The 14979-nt window shown below is 59.2% G+C and carries 11 protein-coding genes; 6 read left to right on the top strand and 5 right to left on the bottom strand.

All coding sequences use genetic code 11. The features are described from left to right. From ABIC80_RS06140 to ABIC80_RS06160, 5 genes are read left to right on the top strand one after another with little or no spacing between them, the layout of a single operon-like run. Positions 1-945 (top strand): ABC transporter permease, encoded by a 945-nt coding sequence (locus ABIC80_RS06140; protein ID WP_023478638.1) that lies wholly within the window; start codon positions 1-3, stop codon positions 943-945. Beyond that, entirely contained in the window at positions 942-1793 is an 852-nt protein-coding gene (locus ABIC80_RS06145) for an ABC transporter permease (RefSeq protein ID WP_054803971.1), read from the top strand. Before ABIC80_RS06140 ends, ABIC80_RS06145 begins: the two co-directional genes overlap by 4 nt. Then, positions 1790-3397, top strand: coding sequence for a dipeptide ABC transporter ATP-binding protein (locus tag ABIC80_RS06150; RefSeq protein ID WP_429176046.1), 1608 nt, complete (start codon positions 1790-1792; stop codon positions 3395-3397). The genes ABIC80_RS06145 and ABIC80_RS06150 overlap by 4 nt, the downstream gene beginning before the upstream one ends. Further along, positions 3394-4383, top strand: coding sequence for a putative FMN-dependent luciferase-like monooxygenase (locus ABIC80_RS06155; protein ID WP_429176047.1), 990 nt, complete (start codon positions 3394-3396; stop codon positions 4381-4383). The genes ABIC80_RS06150 and ABIC80_RS06155 overlap by 4 nt, the downstream gene beginning before the upstream one ends. Positions 4384-4392: 9 nt before the next feature. Continuing rightward, positions 4393-5484 (top strand): alkylhydroperoxidase domain protein, encoded by a 1092-nt coding sequence (locus tag ABIC80_RS06160; RefSeq protein ID WP_429176050.1) that lies wholly within the window; start codon positions 4393-4395, stop codon positions 5482-5484. A gap of 956 nt (positions 5485-6440) precedes the next feature. Here the strand turns inward: ABIC80_RS06160 and araJ are convergent. Together araJ and ABIC80_RS06170 are read right to left on the bottom strand one after the other, a co-directional pair. After that, on the bottom strand, positions 6441-7610 hold the full coding sequence (gene araJ / locus ABIC80_RS06165) for an MFS transporter AraJ (RefSeq protein ID WP_429176052.1): 1170 nt from the start codon (positions 7608-7610) through the stop codon (positions 6441-6443). Between the two features lie 118 nt (positions 7611-7728). Beyond that, positions 7729-8640 carry a LysR family transcriptional regulator gene (locus ABIC80_RS06170; RefSeq protein ID WP_429176054.1) on the bottom strand — a complete coding sequence of 304 codons (912 nt, stop codon included), beginning with the start codon at positions 8638-8640 and terminating at the stop codon, positions 7729-7731. Between the two features lie 108 nt (positions 8641-8748). On the opposite strand from ABIC80_RS06170, the gene ABIC80_RS06175 reads away from it, so the two are divergent. Beyond that, complete coding sequence (locus tag ABIC80_RS06175) at positions 8749-9933, top strand: MFS transporter (protein ID WP_429176055.1); 1185 nt, start codon at positions 8749-8751, stop codon at positions 9931-9933. A 365-nt stretch (positions 9934-10298) separates the two neighbouring features. On the opposite strand, the gene fdnI is transcribed toward ABIC80_RS06175, so the two are convergent. The 3 genes from fdnI to fdnG are packed head-to-tail and all read right to left on the bottom strand — an operon-like array spanning position 10299 to position 14892. Then, positions 10299-10955, bottom strand: a complete 657-nt coding sequence (fdnI, locus tag ABIC80_RS06180) for a formate dehydrogenase-N subunit gamma (RefSeq protein ID WP_094419853.1) — start codon at positions 10953-10955, stop codon at positions 10299-10301. Then, positions 10948-11832 carry a formate dehydrogenase subunit beta gene (gene fdxH, locus ABIC80_RS06185; protein WP_312606579.1) on the bottom strand — a complete coding sequence of 295 codons (885 nt, stop codon included), beginning with the start codon at positions 11830-11832 and terminating at the stop codon, positions 10948-10950. The genes fdnI and fdxH overlap by 8 nt, the downstream gene beginning before the upstream one ends. 12 nt (positions 11833-11844) lie before the next feature. Further along, positions 11845-14892: a formate dehydrogenase-N subunit alpha gene (fdnG, locus tag ABIC80_RS06190; protein ID WP_413310860.1), complete on the bottom strand. Its 3048-nt coding sequence runs from the start codon at positions 14890-14892 to the stop codon at positions 11845-11847. Between the last annotated feature and the right edge of the window lie 87 nt (positions 14893-14979).

Consider the following 14979-nt stretch of genomic DNA (forward strand, 5'->3'; position numbering starts at 1 on the left):
ATGAGCCACTATCTGCTGCGACGCGTCGGGCAAGGACTGCTGGTGTTATGGGCCGCCTTTACCCTCTCCTTTTTTCTGCTCCAGGTGCTGCCCGGCGATGCGGTACTGATTAAATTTCAGAACCCGGATCTGGGCCTCAGCCCGGCGCAAATCGAGGAGATGCGGGTTGCTTACGGCGCGGATAGCCCGCTGTGGCAGCAATATTTCCACACGCTGTTTGCCATGCTGCGCGGCGATGTTGGTTACTCCGTACAGGCCGGGGTGCCGGTGAGCGAACTGATCGCCAGTAACCTGCCCGACACCCTGACGCTGGCGCTGCCCGCCTTCTTACTGGCGGCGGTGCTGGCTTTTACGCTGGCGGTCGCCTCGCGCTTACCGGCGCTGCGCTGGCTGAGCAACGTGTTCCAGTCCCTGCCGGTGCTCTTTATCTCGCTGCCAACGTTCTGGCTCGGCATCGCACTTATTCAGCTCTTCTCCTTCCAGCTGCGGCTGATTCCGGTGATTAACCCGTCGCCTTTGCAGGGGCTGATCTTGCCAATTATCACCGTGGCGATCCCGATCTCCGCCCCGCTGGCGCAAATCCTGATGCGCAGCATCGATCAGGTGTCGGTTCAGCCCTTTGTCGGCGTGGCGCGGGCAAAAGGGATGAGCGAAACCGGCGTGTTATGGCGGCATGTGCTGGGCAACGCCCTGCTGCCGGTGCTCAATATCGCCGGTTTGCTGCTCGGCGAACTGATTGCTGGCGCGTTGATCACCGAAACCGTGTTTGGTCGTGCCGGGCTGGGCCAGCTTACGCAGCAGGCGGTCAATAATCAGGATATTGCGGTGCTACAGGCGGTAGTGATGATCTCCGCACTCGGCTTTGTGCTGATCAATCTGTTGGTGGATTTACTGATGCCGTGGTTTGACCCGCGGTTGCAAACGGTCACCGGAGGCGCGTCATGAGTCTGGTTGATTATGCGGCGGCGGCCCAAAAACGCACACCGCTACGCAGCCCGTTGCGCTGGCAACCGGGCTTATGGCTCGCGTGGCTGGTTCTCATTGCGGCGCTGCTGGCCGCCTTTTTCCCTGCGCTGTTCACCGGCTGGAACCCGGAAGAAGGCGTCGCCGGTGCGCAGCGGCTTGCGCCGCAGGCCGGGCACTGGCTCGGCACCGATCAGCTGGGCCGCGATCTCTACGCCCGGATTGTTTATGGTGCCAGGCATTCGCTCTCCGCCGCGCTGGCCGCCGTCACCATGGGGCTGGTAGTGGGCACGCTGATCGGTGTGCTGGCCGGCGCGTTTGCCGGTCGGGTGGAGTCGATCCTGATGCGTCTGGTGGATGTGCTGCTCGCCATCCCGTCCCTGCTCTTATCCCTGACGGTGATCATTTTGCTGGGCTTCGGGACGGTGAATGCGGCCATCGCCGTCGGCGTCGCCTCTGTTGCCAGCTTCGCACGGCTCGCACGCGGCGAAGTGGTGCGCGTTCGCCACACCGATTATGTCGAAGCGGCCTGGGGCAGCGGTGGCACCTTCTGGACAGTGGTGTGGCGGCATATTTTGCCCAATTCGCTTACCGCCGTGGTGGCCTTTGCCACCCTGCAGTTTGGTCAGGCCATCCTGGCGCTCTCGACCCTCAGCTTTCTGGGTTACGGTACCCCGCCGCCGGTACCGGAGTGGGGATTGCTTATCGCCGAAGGGCGCAACTACTTATCTACCGCCTGGTGGCTGACGACCTTCCCGGGGCTGGTGGTGATTATGGTGGTGCTGGCCGTCAACCGCATCAGTCGTCAACTCAGTGGAGGCCACGCATGACACTTCTGTCCGTAGAAAATCTGACCCTCAGTTACCGCACCGGGCAGGCGTGGCGCGAAGTGGTACATAACGTCAGCTTCAGCCTGAAGCGCGGCGAGATGCTGGCATTTGTCGGTGAATCCGGCTCGGGGAAAACCACCACCGCGCAGGCGATCATTGGCCTGCTGGCGGAGAATGCTCGCCGCGATCGGGGCGAGATCGTGCTCAATGGCGAAACCATCAGTCACTGGTCGGCGAAGCGTCTCGACAGCCTGCGCGGCGCGCGCATAAGCCTGGTGCCGCAGGATCCGGGTAACGCCCTCAATCCGGTAAAAACCATTGGCGAGCAGGTCAGCGAAGTGCTGCGCCTGCACCGCCAACTGAGCGCTGCCGAACGCAACGCGCAGGTGCTCTCGCTGTTGCAAAAAGTGGGGTTGAGTCACCCGGAGCAGCGCATGGCGCAATATCCGCATCAGCTCTCCGGCGGTATGAAGCAGCGCGTATTGATTGCCATCGCCATTGCGCTGCAACCGGAAGTGATTATTGCCGATGAGCCGACCAGCGCCCTCGACGTCACGGTACAAAAACGGATCCTCGATCTGCTGGACACGCTGCGGCGCGAATCGGGCACTGCGGTGCTGTTTGTCACCCATGACCTGGCACTGGCCGCCGAACGCGCCGACCGGCTGCTGGTGTTTCGCAATGGTGAGATCCAGGAGCACGGGGATACCAGCGTTATCCTTCGCGCACCGCGCCACCCTTATACGCGACAGTTGCTCAGCGATGTACGCGGCGAGGCGCTGACCATCGCCCCGGTGTCCGGCGACCCTCTCGCCCCCCCGGCGATTCGCCTGCAGGGGATCGAAAAACAGTTTTCGCTGGGCAAAGGCCATACTTTGCAGGCGCTGGAGGCGGTAAGTTTTGAGGTGCGCCGCGGCAGCACCCACGCGCTGGTGGGCGAATCTGGCTCCGGTAAAACCACCCTGGCGCGTATTCTGCTTGGTTTCGAGCAGGCGGACAGCGGAACGGTGGTAATTAACGGCAGTGACGTGACGCACCTGAACCGCGAGGCGCGACGCCAGCTGCGACGCGAGATCCAGTTCGTTTATCAGAACCCCTTCGCCTCGCTCGATCCACGCCAGACGCTGTTTGAAATCATCGAAGAGCCGCTGAAAAATTTCACGCCAGTGGATAAAGCGACGCGCAGAACGCGGGTCGAGGCGGTCGCCGGTCGGGTTGCCTTACCCGTTGAACTTCTGAGCCGCCGCGCCCGTGAACTCTCTGGCGGGCAGCGCCAGCGTGTGGCGATTGCACGCGCCTTGATTCTGGAGCCCTCCATTCTGGTGCTGGATGAAGCCACCTCCGCGCTGGATGTGACGGTGCAGGCGCAGATCCTCGCCCTGCTTCAGCAACTCCAGCAGCAACTGGGGCTGACCTATCTGTTTATCACCCATGACCTGGCGACGGTACGGCGTATCGGGCACAGCGTCACGGTACTGCGCAACGGCCGGGTGGTTGAGCACGGCAGCGTCGAGGCGCTGTTCGCCGCGCCGCAGGATGCTTACACCCGCGAGCTTATTGACGCTATTCCCCATTTTCAACCCGCTACGGAGGAGTTCGCATGACGCGAAAACGCCTGGGCTTTTTCACCCGTCTACTGGATAACGCGCCGCCCAAAGAACGCTATCGCCTGGCGACAGAGCAGATCCGCCACGCTGAGCGTCACGGCTTTGACAGTGCGTGGATCGCCCAGCACCACTTTCATGAGCATGAGGGTGGATTACCCTCGCCGCTGCTTTTCCTCGCCCATGCGGCGGCGCATACGCAGACCATTCGCCTCGGTACGGCGATCATCACCCTGCCGCTGGAAAATCCGCTGCGCGTGGCGGAGGACGCGGCGGTACTGGACTTGCTGGCGGACGGGCGGCTGGAAGTCGGCTTTGGTTCCGGCGGCACGCCGACATCGTTTCTGCCATTTGGCCTGACGATTGATCAACGTGCCGCGGTATTTGAGGAGTCACTGCATCTGATTCAGAGCGCCTGGCGCGGCGATTCGCTCGCCCATCCGGATAATCATCTTTACCCGCCAGCACCGCAGCTGACGGAGCGGGTCTGGATCGCGACCTTTTCCATTGAGGGCGCGGTGCGTGCCGCACGGGCCGGGCACGGTTTGATGCTCTCGCGCACCCAGCCGCGCCCTGCTGATAAACCCGGCTTAAGGCTGGATGAGATCCAGAATCCGATAGTCGATGCCTATCTCGATGCCCTGCCAACTGGCGTTGCGCCGCGCATTCTCGCCTCCCGCACCGCGTTTGTCGCTGATACCACCGCGTATGCGCTTCAGGTCGCCACGCCGGGTTTGACCCGCCAGGCAGAGCAGCATCGCGCCGCAGGTCATGCCCTTATCGGTGACAACGTCACCGATTATATCCAGCAGTTCGACGCGCATATTGGCAATCCGCAGACCGTTCTCGCCTCGCTCCGGCAGGATTCCGTGCTGCTTCGTGCCACGGATATCTCTTTCCAGGTGCACTCGGTGGAGCCTTCCCATCCGGACACGCTGCGTTCTATTGAACTGATTGCCGGGCATATTGCGCCGCATATTTTATAAGGAGTCACCATGAGCTTACGTCACGACATTCTCGCCGATCTTGCCGGGATCGCCCCGTCATCTGCCCTCGCCGCCGCTCGCCAGACCCGCGAGGCAGCAACGCGACATGCGCAAGGCAGCTACGACGCACTTTTTACTACCCATGATGAAACCTTCTCTGCCGAGGCGCGCTTTAGCGTGGCGGCCAAGGTGGCGAAATGGCATAACGCGGACGATCTTGCCGCGCACTATGCGGGCCAGGGTCTGACCGATCCGACGTCAGCACAGCTGGCACCCGCGATTGAGTTTGCGCGCCTGCTAACCTTCTCGCCGGTTAAAGCGACGCCGGAGACGCTAAACAGCCTGCAGGCCGCGGGCTGGAGCGCGGAAAATATTGTTACGCTGGCGCAGCTAATCGCCTTTGTCAGTTTTCAGAGCCGCCTGCTTGCCGGGCTGCGTCTCCTGAATGGCAAGCCGGTATTGCATCATGACGCCCCTGTTGTCGCAGGCAGTTGGCATACAACCGCGCAAACGCGAAGCGGCAAAGCAGCGCCGGTGCGTTTCACGCAGCAGGAGTTGGGCTGGGAGCCGTGGATCGCCGCAAAACCGCTGGAAGAGTTCAGTGTGGATGAGCAGGCCGTTCTCGCCAGGTTTGGCCACAGCAATTCTGACTATTTTCGTCTGCTGGGACGCAACCTGCCGGTGCTTGAGCAGCGCACGCTGACGGATAAAGGGATCTTTTATACGCCCGGTGGGCTACCGCGTGCCGAGCGCGAACTGGCCGCGACGGTCGCAAGTAAGGTGAATGGCTGTATCTACTGCGCCTCGGTACACGCACGCAAAACCAGCCAGTTATCAAAGGCGGATAACGCCGTAGAGACGTTGCTGGCGGTGGCGCCAGGCGGCGCGTTGCATGAGGGGCAATCAGCACGCTGGCAGGCGGAAATTGACGCCGCCGCCGCACTCTCCGTGTCCCCGCCAGCGCTGACCATAGACCATATATCGCGCCTTGAAAGCGAGGGGCTGGATACGCTTGAGCAGCTGGATCTTATTCAGTCCGCCGCCTTTTTTGCCTGGGCCAACCGGCTGATGTTAACCCTGGGCGAACCGTTCCTGCCGTAGAACCGTTCCTGACGTAGCCTCGTGTCGGATGGCGCTGCGCTTATCCGACCTACGAAACCCCGCAACCTTTTATCTCCCGTAGGCCGGATAAGGCGAAGCCGATATCCGGCATTTCATCACCGAGCCTCGCCCAGTCAAACCAGCACCCGCAGGCCGGAAAAGACAAAGCCGTCATCCGGTATTTCATCACCGCGCCTCGTCCACCCAAACCAGCACCCGTAGGCCGGAAAAGACAAAGCCGCCATCCGGCGTTTCATCACCGCGCCTCGCCCAGTCAAACCGGCACCCGCAGGCCGGATAAGGCGAAGCCGCCATCCGGCATTTCATCACCGAGCCTCGTCCAGTCAAACCGGCACCCGTAGGCCGGATAAGGCGAAGCCGCCATCCGGCATTTCATCACCGAGCCTCGTCCAGTCAAACCGGCACCCGTAGGCCGGATAAGGCGAAGCCGCCATCCGGCATTTCATCACCGAGCCCCGTCCACCCAAACCGGCACCCGTAGGCCGGAAAAGGCAAAGCCGCCATCCGGCATTTCATCACCGAGCCCCGTCCACCCAAACCGGCACCCGCAGGCCGGAAAAGGCAAAGCCGCCATCCGGCATTTCATCACCGAGCCTCGTCCACCCAAACCAGAACCCGTAGGCCGGATAAGGGAAAGCCGCCATCCGGCGTTTTATCACCGAGCCTCACCCATTCAAACCAGCACCCGTAGGCCGGATAAGGCGGAGCCGCCATCCGGCATTTCATCACCGAGCCTCGTCCACCCAAACCGGCGCCCGTAGGCCGGAAAAGACAAAGCCGCCATCCGGCGTTTCATCACCGCGCCTCGTCCACCCAAACCGGCACCCGCAGGCCGGATAAGGCAAAGCCGCCATCCGGCATTTCATCACCGAGCCTCACCCATTCAAACCAGCACCCGCAGGCCGGATAAGGCGAAGCCGCCATCCGGCGTTGCGTTACACTGTCACCACTTCTGCCTGGTGTCTGGTGATGCGACGGTTATAAATCAGCAGCGAGGTAAGCGCGGCGAAGGTCAGCACCGCCGCTGGCAGCGCCAGATAGTTATAGCTAAAGCCAAAAGCAATAATCAGCCCGCCAAACCATGCCCCTACCGCGTTACCGAAATTAAACGCCATCTGCCCACCTGCGGCACCCAGCATTTCGCCACCCTTCGCATTTTGCAGCAGCATGATTTGCAGCGGCGCAGAGAGCGCAAACAGCCCGGCACAGCAGATGAAGCCCAATGAGAGCGCGCCTGCTTTGCTTTCGCCGAGGAAAAATAGCGCTACCATCGCCAGCATGATCACCAGTTCGGTCGCTGCCGCAATGCGTATCGGACTGAATCGCGCCGACACTCTGCCGCTGAACATGTTCCCCAGCACCATTCCCAGCCCCATCAGCATCATAATCAGCGTCATGGCATTTTGTGAAAAGCCGGAGACGCTCACCATAAAGGGTTTCACGTAACTGAACCAGGCAAACACCCCGGCATTGCCGAACATGGTGGCGGCGAAGATCAGCCACGGCTCCGGTTTCTTCAGAAAGTGAAACTGCTCGCTCAGGCGGGTCGGCGCAGTGTCATACAGGCTCGGCACCCAGAAAATGACCGACACCATCACCAGTACAAAGAAGAGCGAGATCAGCACAAAGGTGTAGCGCCAGCTAAAGAGATGGCCGATCCACGTACCGAGTGGAATACCGATCAGGTTAGCGACGGTCATCCCGGCGATCATCCCGGCCACCGCCATCGTCACTTTGCCCGGCGGCGCGATTTTCGAGAGGATAATGGCACCGACGCCAAAGATAGCGCCGTGTGGAAAGCCAGAGATCAGCCGACCAATCACCAGCATCGGATATGCGCTGGAGAAGGTGAAAATCGTATTGCCGACAAAGCAGAGCGCCACCAGAAAGAGCAGCACATTTTTCAGCGAGAAGCGGTTGGAGAACATCGCCATGATCGGCGCGCCAATCACCACACCCGCCGCATAGGCGGAGATCATATGCCCCGCCGACGGAATCGAGATCCCGACGTTATTCGCAAGCTCGGTCAACACGCCCATGATACCGAACTCAGCCATCCCAAGACCAAAGGTCGCAAGTGCCAACGAAAAAACCGTTTTTTTCATACCACTAACCACTTGTTAAAAGTTTGCGACGGGCATTATTGACCATTCGCGTAAGGCAGACCAGTTGAAACCCGTCCGCTGACGTTTTAATCCATGAATACAGTTTTTCTGCCCCTGCTTAATCTGCGGGGCTTTGCAGCCCCTGCTGCAAAAAATCAATCAACGCCCGCGTTTTCACCGGCAGATAGCGGCGGCTGGAGTAGATGGCAACCAGACGCAGCGGCGCTGCCGCCTGCGGGAAGACGATCTCTACCAGACGCCCCTCATTAATCGGCTGCTGGCAGGCCTGTTTTGACAGGATGGCAAACCCCACGCCCGCCAGCGCAGCTTTGAAAGCCATCTCACCGCTGTTGACGCGGTAATGCCCTTTCACGTTGACCACCTCATGCTTACCCGCGGCATCGACAAATTGCCAGGCCGCGCCGTTCAGCGCGCTGACGGTGGTAATACAAGGTAAAGCCTCAAACTGGCGGATAGAAACCGGCAGGCCGTAGCGTTCAATTAACGCAGGCGCAGCCACAATGGTGCAGGGAAAGGTCGCCAGGGGACGGGCGATGTAATCGCTGTCATCCAGATCGCCACGGGTAACGATAACGGCGAGATCCACCTCTTCGCGCAGGGATTCGAAGCCGGACAGATTGGTTATGCAACTGATCTCCAGTTCCGGGTAACGGCAGGCGAAATCCGCCAGCAGATCGCCGAGCAGCGCCGGCCCCATCTCGCTCGGAATGCAAATGCGTAGCGGCCCTTTTAGCTGCACCTGCCGCGACATCAACTCCGCCTCCGTCTGCTCCAGCGACTCAAGCAGCGGCTTTGAGCGCGTATAGAGAAGCTGCCCGGACGGCGTCAGTTTCCGGTGACGGGTTGTGCGCTCAATAAGCTGCACGTTGAGCATCTCTTCAAGCCGGGCAACCGTGCGGCTGACGTTCGATGTCGGCATGGTCAGCGCCTTCGCCGCCGCCACAAAACTTCCTTTATCCACCACCGCACAGAAGATCTTCAACGCGGTAAAATCCAGCCCTGTCCGCATGTTTATCCCATTTTTGATAACAATGACGGTCACTTTTACCGTCTTATTCTCAAAACTGCCAGGTATTAGAGTACCTGTTCCTCTTTTTTACAGGTTTACTCGTTGCTTATGTCACAACAAAACGCCTCCCGGACGCTTACCAGCATGGCCATCGTTGTCTCCTTTATCCAGTTCGCTAACGCGCTGGAATATATGGCCTTCAATCCAATATTCGCCTTTATGGCCCCGTCCTTTGCAGTGCCGCTCGCCTTCTCCGGCTATGTCTCTGCTGCCTACACGTTCGCCGCGATGTTCTCCGGAGCGATCGCGTTCTACTTCATCGGCGCAATCAATCAGCAGCGCTTTTTAATCGGCAATATGGCGCTGCTGTGCATATTGACTCTTCTGACGACACTCACCACCCACTTTGGCGTGCTGCTGGCGCTGCGCTTTTTTGCCGGGCTGGTCGGCGGCACGACCATGGGGGTGGCGACCAGCCTGCTGATCAACGCCGCACCAGCGCAGCTACGCGGCAAGATGGTGTCGACGGTGATCGCCGCGTTTTCCATGATCAGCATTGTCGGCATGCCAGCGGTGCTGTTTATCTGCTCCCGCTGGGGGTGGAAAACCTCACTGCTCTCAATCAGCGCCTGCTGCCTTGTGGCGCTGGTGCTGATTGTGTGCGTCATTCCCGCCCAGCAGGGCAGATCAGGCCCACGGCAGAAGATCACCCTTGATGCGCAGACGCTGCTCTTCGCCTCCGGCAATGCGCTGGTACAGTTCAGCCCAATGCTGCTCATTCCTGTACTGGTGCCGCTGTTGCAGCTGCTTGGCGCAACGGTCACGGAGCTTGCCTGGCTCTTTTTTGCCGGTGGCATCGCCGGGTATCTCGCGACCCGGTTTACCGGCCTGCTGACGCAACGCTATACCGCCCAGGCGCTGGCGCTGACCTCCAGCGCCCTGTTCGTTGCCAGCCTGCTGATCCCCGCGCTGCACTGCTCTAATGCCTGGCTTTTTATGCTGCTGTTTCTCTCAGGGTCCTATAGCCGCCTGGTCTCCTCATCGGTGCTCACCCTGCAGTTCCCGGATAATGCGCAACGCGCGGGATTTGGCTCTTTGCAAACGGCGCTGATGCACCTCGCCACCACCGCCGCATTTTCACTCTCTTCGTGGCTGCTCTCCGCCAGGGCGCTGACCCTCGACGCCCTTAAACCATTACTGATAATTTGCGCTCTCAGCGCCCTTCTCTTTCCTCTGCTGGTGCCGCTATTGCAGAGGAAACTGGCCTTGCGCAGCGCAGCGTCAAACCCATAACAAAAAGCGCCCGGCACGCTCTTCGCCGGGCGCCATCATCGTCATAACGCCGCGCGCCGTCACCAGGAGAACCAAAGGAAATGCAGGATCCTGGAAGATGCCTCGCAAAGATTTTCACCGTTTGCATGGCGTTGCTTTATGCAGGAAGCAACCTCGCAATTTCTGCATAAGCCTGATGAAAGGACGTTGTTTGCATGATGGCGGATTGCTAATTTTCGCTGCACAGAACCAGGGAGGAGATGATGGAAATGGATGGGGAAAAGCGAAGATTACGTTGCGTTGAGACACGCGGCAACGACGGAATACAGCGTAATCAGGTACAGCTAAAAAACCGCTCCGGACGGGATGCCGGAGCGGTTAGCGAATTACTTAATGCCTTCCGTACTCTCTTTTTTCGCTTCGAGACGTTCGACGTCGCGATACCAGCGCGGATGGTGCTTCATCGCCCAGCGGCGGCTCACTTTGCCCTCGATCATGCCCTTGATCGAACCTTTGACCCAGAAAGCCATATACATATGGATCAGGATGGCGTGGATCAAAATAATCGCCGAGGTCGCATGCAGCAGCAGACTGTAACGAATGACCTGAATCGGAAAGTAGTGGGCAAAGTACGGGCGCCAGATCACCACCCCGGTCACCAGCAGCACGGTCATCATGCTCATAATGGTCCAGAACATCATCTTCTGCCCGGCATTATACTTGCCGACCTTCGCCACTTTGTGCTCGTTGCCTTTCAGTACCTCAACGATATTTTTCACCCACGGCCAGTCCTTCTTGTCCGGGATGTTGTGATGCACGAAGCGCACGAACATAAACATCAGCGCCAGGAAGATCACCACACCGAAGAAAGGATGCAAAATGCGCCCCATCTGTGGTGTGCCGAAGGTCTCCGTCAGCCACTGCAGCGTCGGAAAGAAGAAGGAGATGCCGGAGAGCGCCACCAAGAAGAAGCAGATCACCACCGTCCAGTGGCAGGCGCGGTCGATAAATTTCGTCCGCACAATCATTTTCGACTTACTCATGATGATCGTCCTCTTCGTCATCCACCTCTTTATTGGGGCCGATGCCAATGTAGTGGTAAATCAGCCCGGCGAACGTGGCAAGGAAGCCGGCCGCCGACAGCGGTTTCAATACCCCTTTCCACAGCCCAACCGCCGTGTCGATATGCGGATCGTTGGGCAGCTCGTGATAGAGCGCTGGCTTATCGGCATGATGCAGCACATACATCACATGGGTGCCGCCTACGCCCTGCGGATTGTAGATACCCGCATTGCTGTAACCGCGCGCTTTCAGCTTCTCAATGCGCTGCTCGCCAAGCTCCAGCATCTCCCTTTTGGTGCCGAAATGAATAGCGCCAGTCGGGCAGGTCTTCACGCAGGCGGGCTCCTGGCCGACGCTGACGCGATCGATGCAGAGCGTACATTTATAGACCCGGTTATCCTCTTTACTGAGGCGCGGGACATTAAATGGACACCCGGCGATGCAGTAGCCGCAGCCGATGCAGTTCTCCTGCTGGAAGTCGACGATACCGTTCGCGTACTGAATGATTGCGCCAGCAGAGGGGCACGCCTTCAGGCAGCCCGGCTCCGCGCAGTGCATGCAGCCATCTTTGCGGATCAGCCACTCCAGCTTGCCGTTCTGCTCGGTTTCGCTAAAGCGCATCACCGTCCAGGATTTGGCGCTGAGATCGGCGGGGTTGTCATAGACCCCGACGCAGTGCCCTACCTCGTCGCGAATATCGTTCCACTCCGAGCAGGCCACCTGGCAGGCTTTGCAGCCCACACAGGTGGAGACATCAATGAGTTTGGCAACCTCCGCTTTATAGTCACGCGCCTTTGGCGGCGGCGTGACGGGGTTGGTCGCAGAGCGTTTAATAATGTCCTGAGTTTCCATAGCCATAATGTCGCGCCCTTACGCCTTCTCGATATTGACCAAAAACGCTTTATATTCCGGCGTTTGCGAGTTCGCATCGCCGACGTTAGGCGTCAGGGTGTTGGCGATATACCCCTTCTGCGCTACGCCTTCAAAGCCCCAGTGCAGCGGAATGCCCACGGTTTCAACCTGCTGACCATGCACCTGCAGGGTTTGCAGACGTCGCGTTACCACCGCCACCGCGCGAATGAAACCGCGCTGGCTGCTGACCTTAACGCGATCGCCATTGCGGATGCCTTTTGCTGCGGCCAGCGTTTCGCTGATTTCAACAAACTGCTCCGGCTGGGCAATGGCGTTAAGCCGCGCGTGCTTGGTCCAGGTGTGGAAGTGCTCCGTCAGACGATAGGTAGTGCCAACATAAGGGAAGTGCTCTTTTTTCCCCATACGCTTCACATCCTCTGCGTAAATACGCACCACCGGGCTGGAGATCACGTTCGGGTGCAGCGGGTTGGTGCCGAGCGGCGTCTCCACCGGTTCGTAGTGCTCCGGGAACGGCCCTTCGGCAAGTTTATTGAGCGCAAACAGACGCCCCATCCCTTCTTGCTGCATGATAAACGGCCCGGTATTGCTTCCCGGCGGCGCGGTGTTGTAGTCCGGAATGTCATTCCCGACCCACTTCGCACCGTTCCACTGGATCAGCATCCGTTTCGCATCCCAGGGTTTGCCCATAAAATCTGCCGACGCGCGGTTGTAGAGCACCCGGCGGTTCATCGGCCACGCCCAGGCCCAGCCGAGCGTATTGCCCAGCCCCGATGGATCGGCGTTGTCCCGGTTTGCCATCTGGTTGCCCTGCTCAGTCCAGCTGCCCGCATAGATCCAGCACGAGGAGGCGGTGGAGCCATCATCACGCAGCAGCGCAAAGCTGTTCAGCAACTGGCCTCTCTTCGCCAGAAGTTGACCGTTGGGGTCATAGAGATCTTCCAGCGCGTAGCCGTTGTTCTCTTTTGCCACCTCTTCGGAGTGCGGGTTATGCGGCTGGCTGTAGTGCCAGGACATATTCAGCAGCGGCTCCGCGCCTTTACCGCCTTCCTTGCGGTACATTTCGCGCATCCGGTGGTAAATGCCCGCCAGGATCTCGCCATCGTTGAGCGCTTCGCCCGGTGCATCCTGCCCTTTCCAGTGCCACTGCAGCCAGCGCCCGGAGTTGGCAATCGAACCATCCTCCTCGGCAAAACAGGTGGAGGGCAGACGGAACACTTCCGTCGCAATGGCCGACGGGTCAACGTCGTTCATCTCGCCGTGGTTCTGCCAGAAGCTGGAGGTCTCGGTGACCAGCGGATCGATCACCACCATGTACTTCAGCTTGCTGAGGGTGCTGACCACCTTATTCTTATCCGGGAACGAGGCTACCGGGTTAAAGCCCTGGCAGATGTAGCCGGTCACTTCACCCTTCGCCATCATGTTGAAATATTTGATGACGTCGTAGGATTGATCCCACTTCGGCAGCCAGTCGAAGCCCCAGTCGTTCTCTTTTTGCGCCGCATCGCCATAGAACGATTTCATCAGGCTAACGAAGAACTTCGGATAGTTGCTCCAGTAGTTCACCTGATCGGGCAACATCGCTTTCGGCGTGTTCGCCGCCAGGTACTGTTGCAGATCGGTCTGTTTTTCCGACGGCAGCGTCAGGTAACCCGGCAGGCTGGTCGAAAGCAGCCCCAGATCCGTCAGCCCCTGAATATTGGAGTGACCGCGCAGGGCGTTAACCCCGCCGCCGGCCATGCCCATATTGCCGAGCAGCAGCTGGATCATCGCCATGGTGCGGATGTTCTGCGCACCGACAGTATGTTGCGTCCAGCCCAGCGCGTAGAGGAACGTCGTGGTTCTGTCTACGGCGCTGGTCGAGGCGAGCACCTCGCACACTTTCAGGAAGTCCGCTTTTGGCGTACCGCAGATATTCTCCACCGTTTCCGGGGTGTAGCGATCGACATGCTGTTTGAGCAGGTTCCAGACACAGCGCGGATGGGTCAGCGTCTCATCGCGTTTCGCATAGCCGCTGTCATCAAACTGATAGTTCCACGTCGTTTTGTCGTACTGCCGTTTTTCAGCATCGTAGCCACTGAACAAGCCCTCTTCGAAGGCAAAGTCATCCCGCACCAGCAGGCTGGCGTTGGTGTAATGCCTGACGTATTCCGCATTGATCTTGTTGTTTTCGATCAGATAGCGCAGCACGCCGGAGAGGAAGGTGATATCCGTCCCGGAGCGGATCGGCGCATAGATATCCGCCACCGACGCCGTGCGCGTAAAGCGCGGGTCGACAACGATAAGCGTCGCGTCATTGTTGTTTTTGGCTTCCATCGCCCAGCGGAAACCGACCGGGTGGGCTTCAGCGGCGTTGCCGCCCATTACCATCACCACGTTGGCGTTTTTGATATCAACCCAGTGGTTGGTCATCGCACCGCGACCAAATGTTGGAGCAAGACTTGCTACCGTTGGTCCGTGTCAGACGCGCGCCTGGTTATCTACCGCCAGCATGCCGAGAGAGCGCACAAATTTTTGCGTCAGCATGCCCGTTTCATTGCTTGCCGCCGAGGCGCACAGCATACCGGTGGAGAGCCAGCGGTTAACCTTCACCCCGGCGTCGTTGGTTTCGACAAAGTGCGCATCGCGATCTGCTTTCATCAGGCGGGCGATACGGTTAAACGCTTCATCCCAGCTGATGCGCTGCCATTTATCCGAGCCCGGCGCACGGTATTCGGGGTAACGCAGGCGGTTTTCACTGTGGACATAATCGAGCAGCCCCGCGCCTTTCGGGCAGAGCGCGCCCCGGCTGACCGGATGATCCGGGTCCCCTTCGATATGGTAAATCGCTTCTCTGGCGTTCTTTGCGCCATCGCCGAGGCTATACATTAATAGCCCGCAACCCACGGAACAGTACGTACAGGAGTTTCGAGTCTCTTTTGCGCGCAGTAATTTATAATTTCGCGTCTGAGCCAGCGCCATCTTCGGGGCGAACCCTAAAGCAGCGACCGTGGTTCCTGCCATCCCGCCCGCGCAGATACGGAAAAACTGTCTGCGGTTGACGTTCATTGCTTTCCTCAATAATCAATCTTCGCTTGCGGCGGGGAAACTAAACATTTCACGAGATGAATTAATTGCGGTAAATCAATAACGCCT

Origin of the sequence: Kosakonia sp. 1610 (assembly GCF_050435845.1) — a bacterium.
Lineage (GTDB): Bacteria > Pseudomonadota > Gammaproteobacteria > Enterobacterales > Enterobacteriaceae > Kosakonia > Kosakonia cowanii.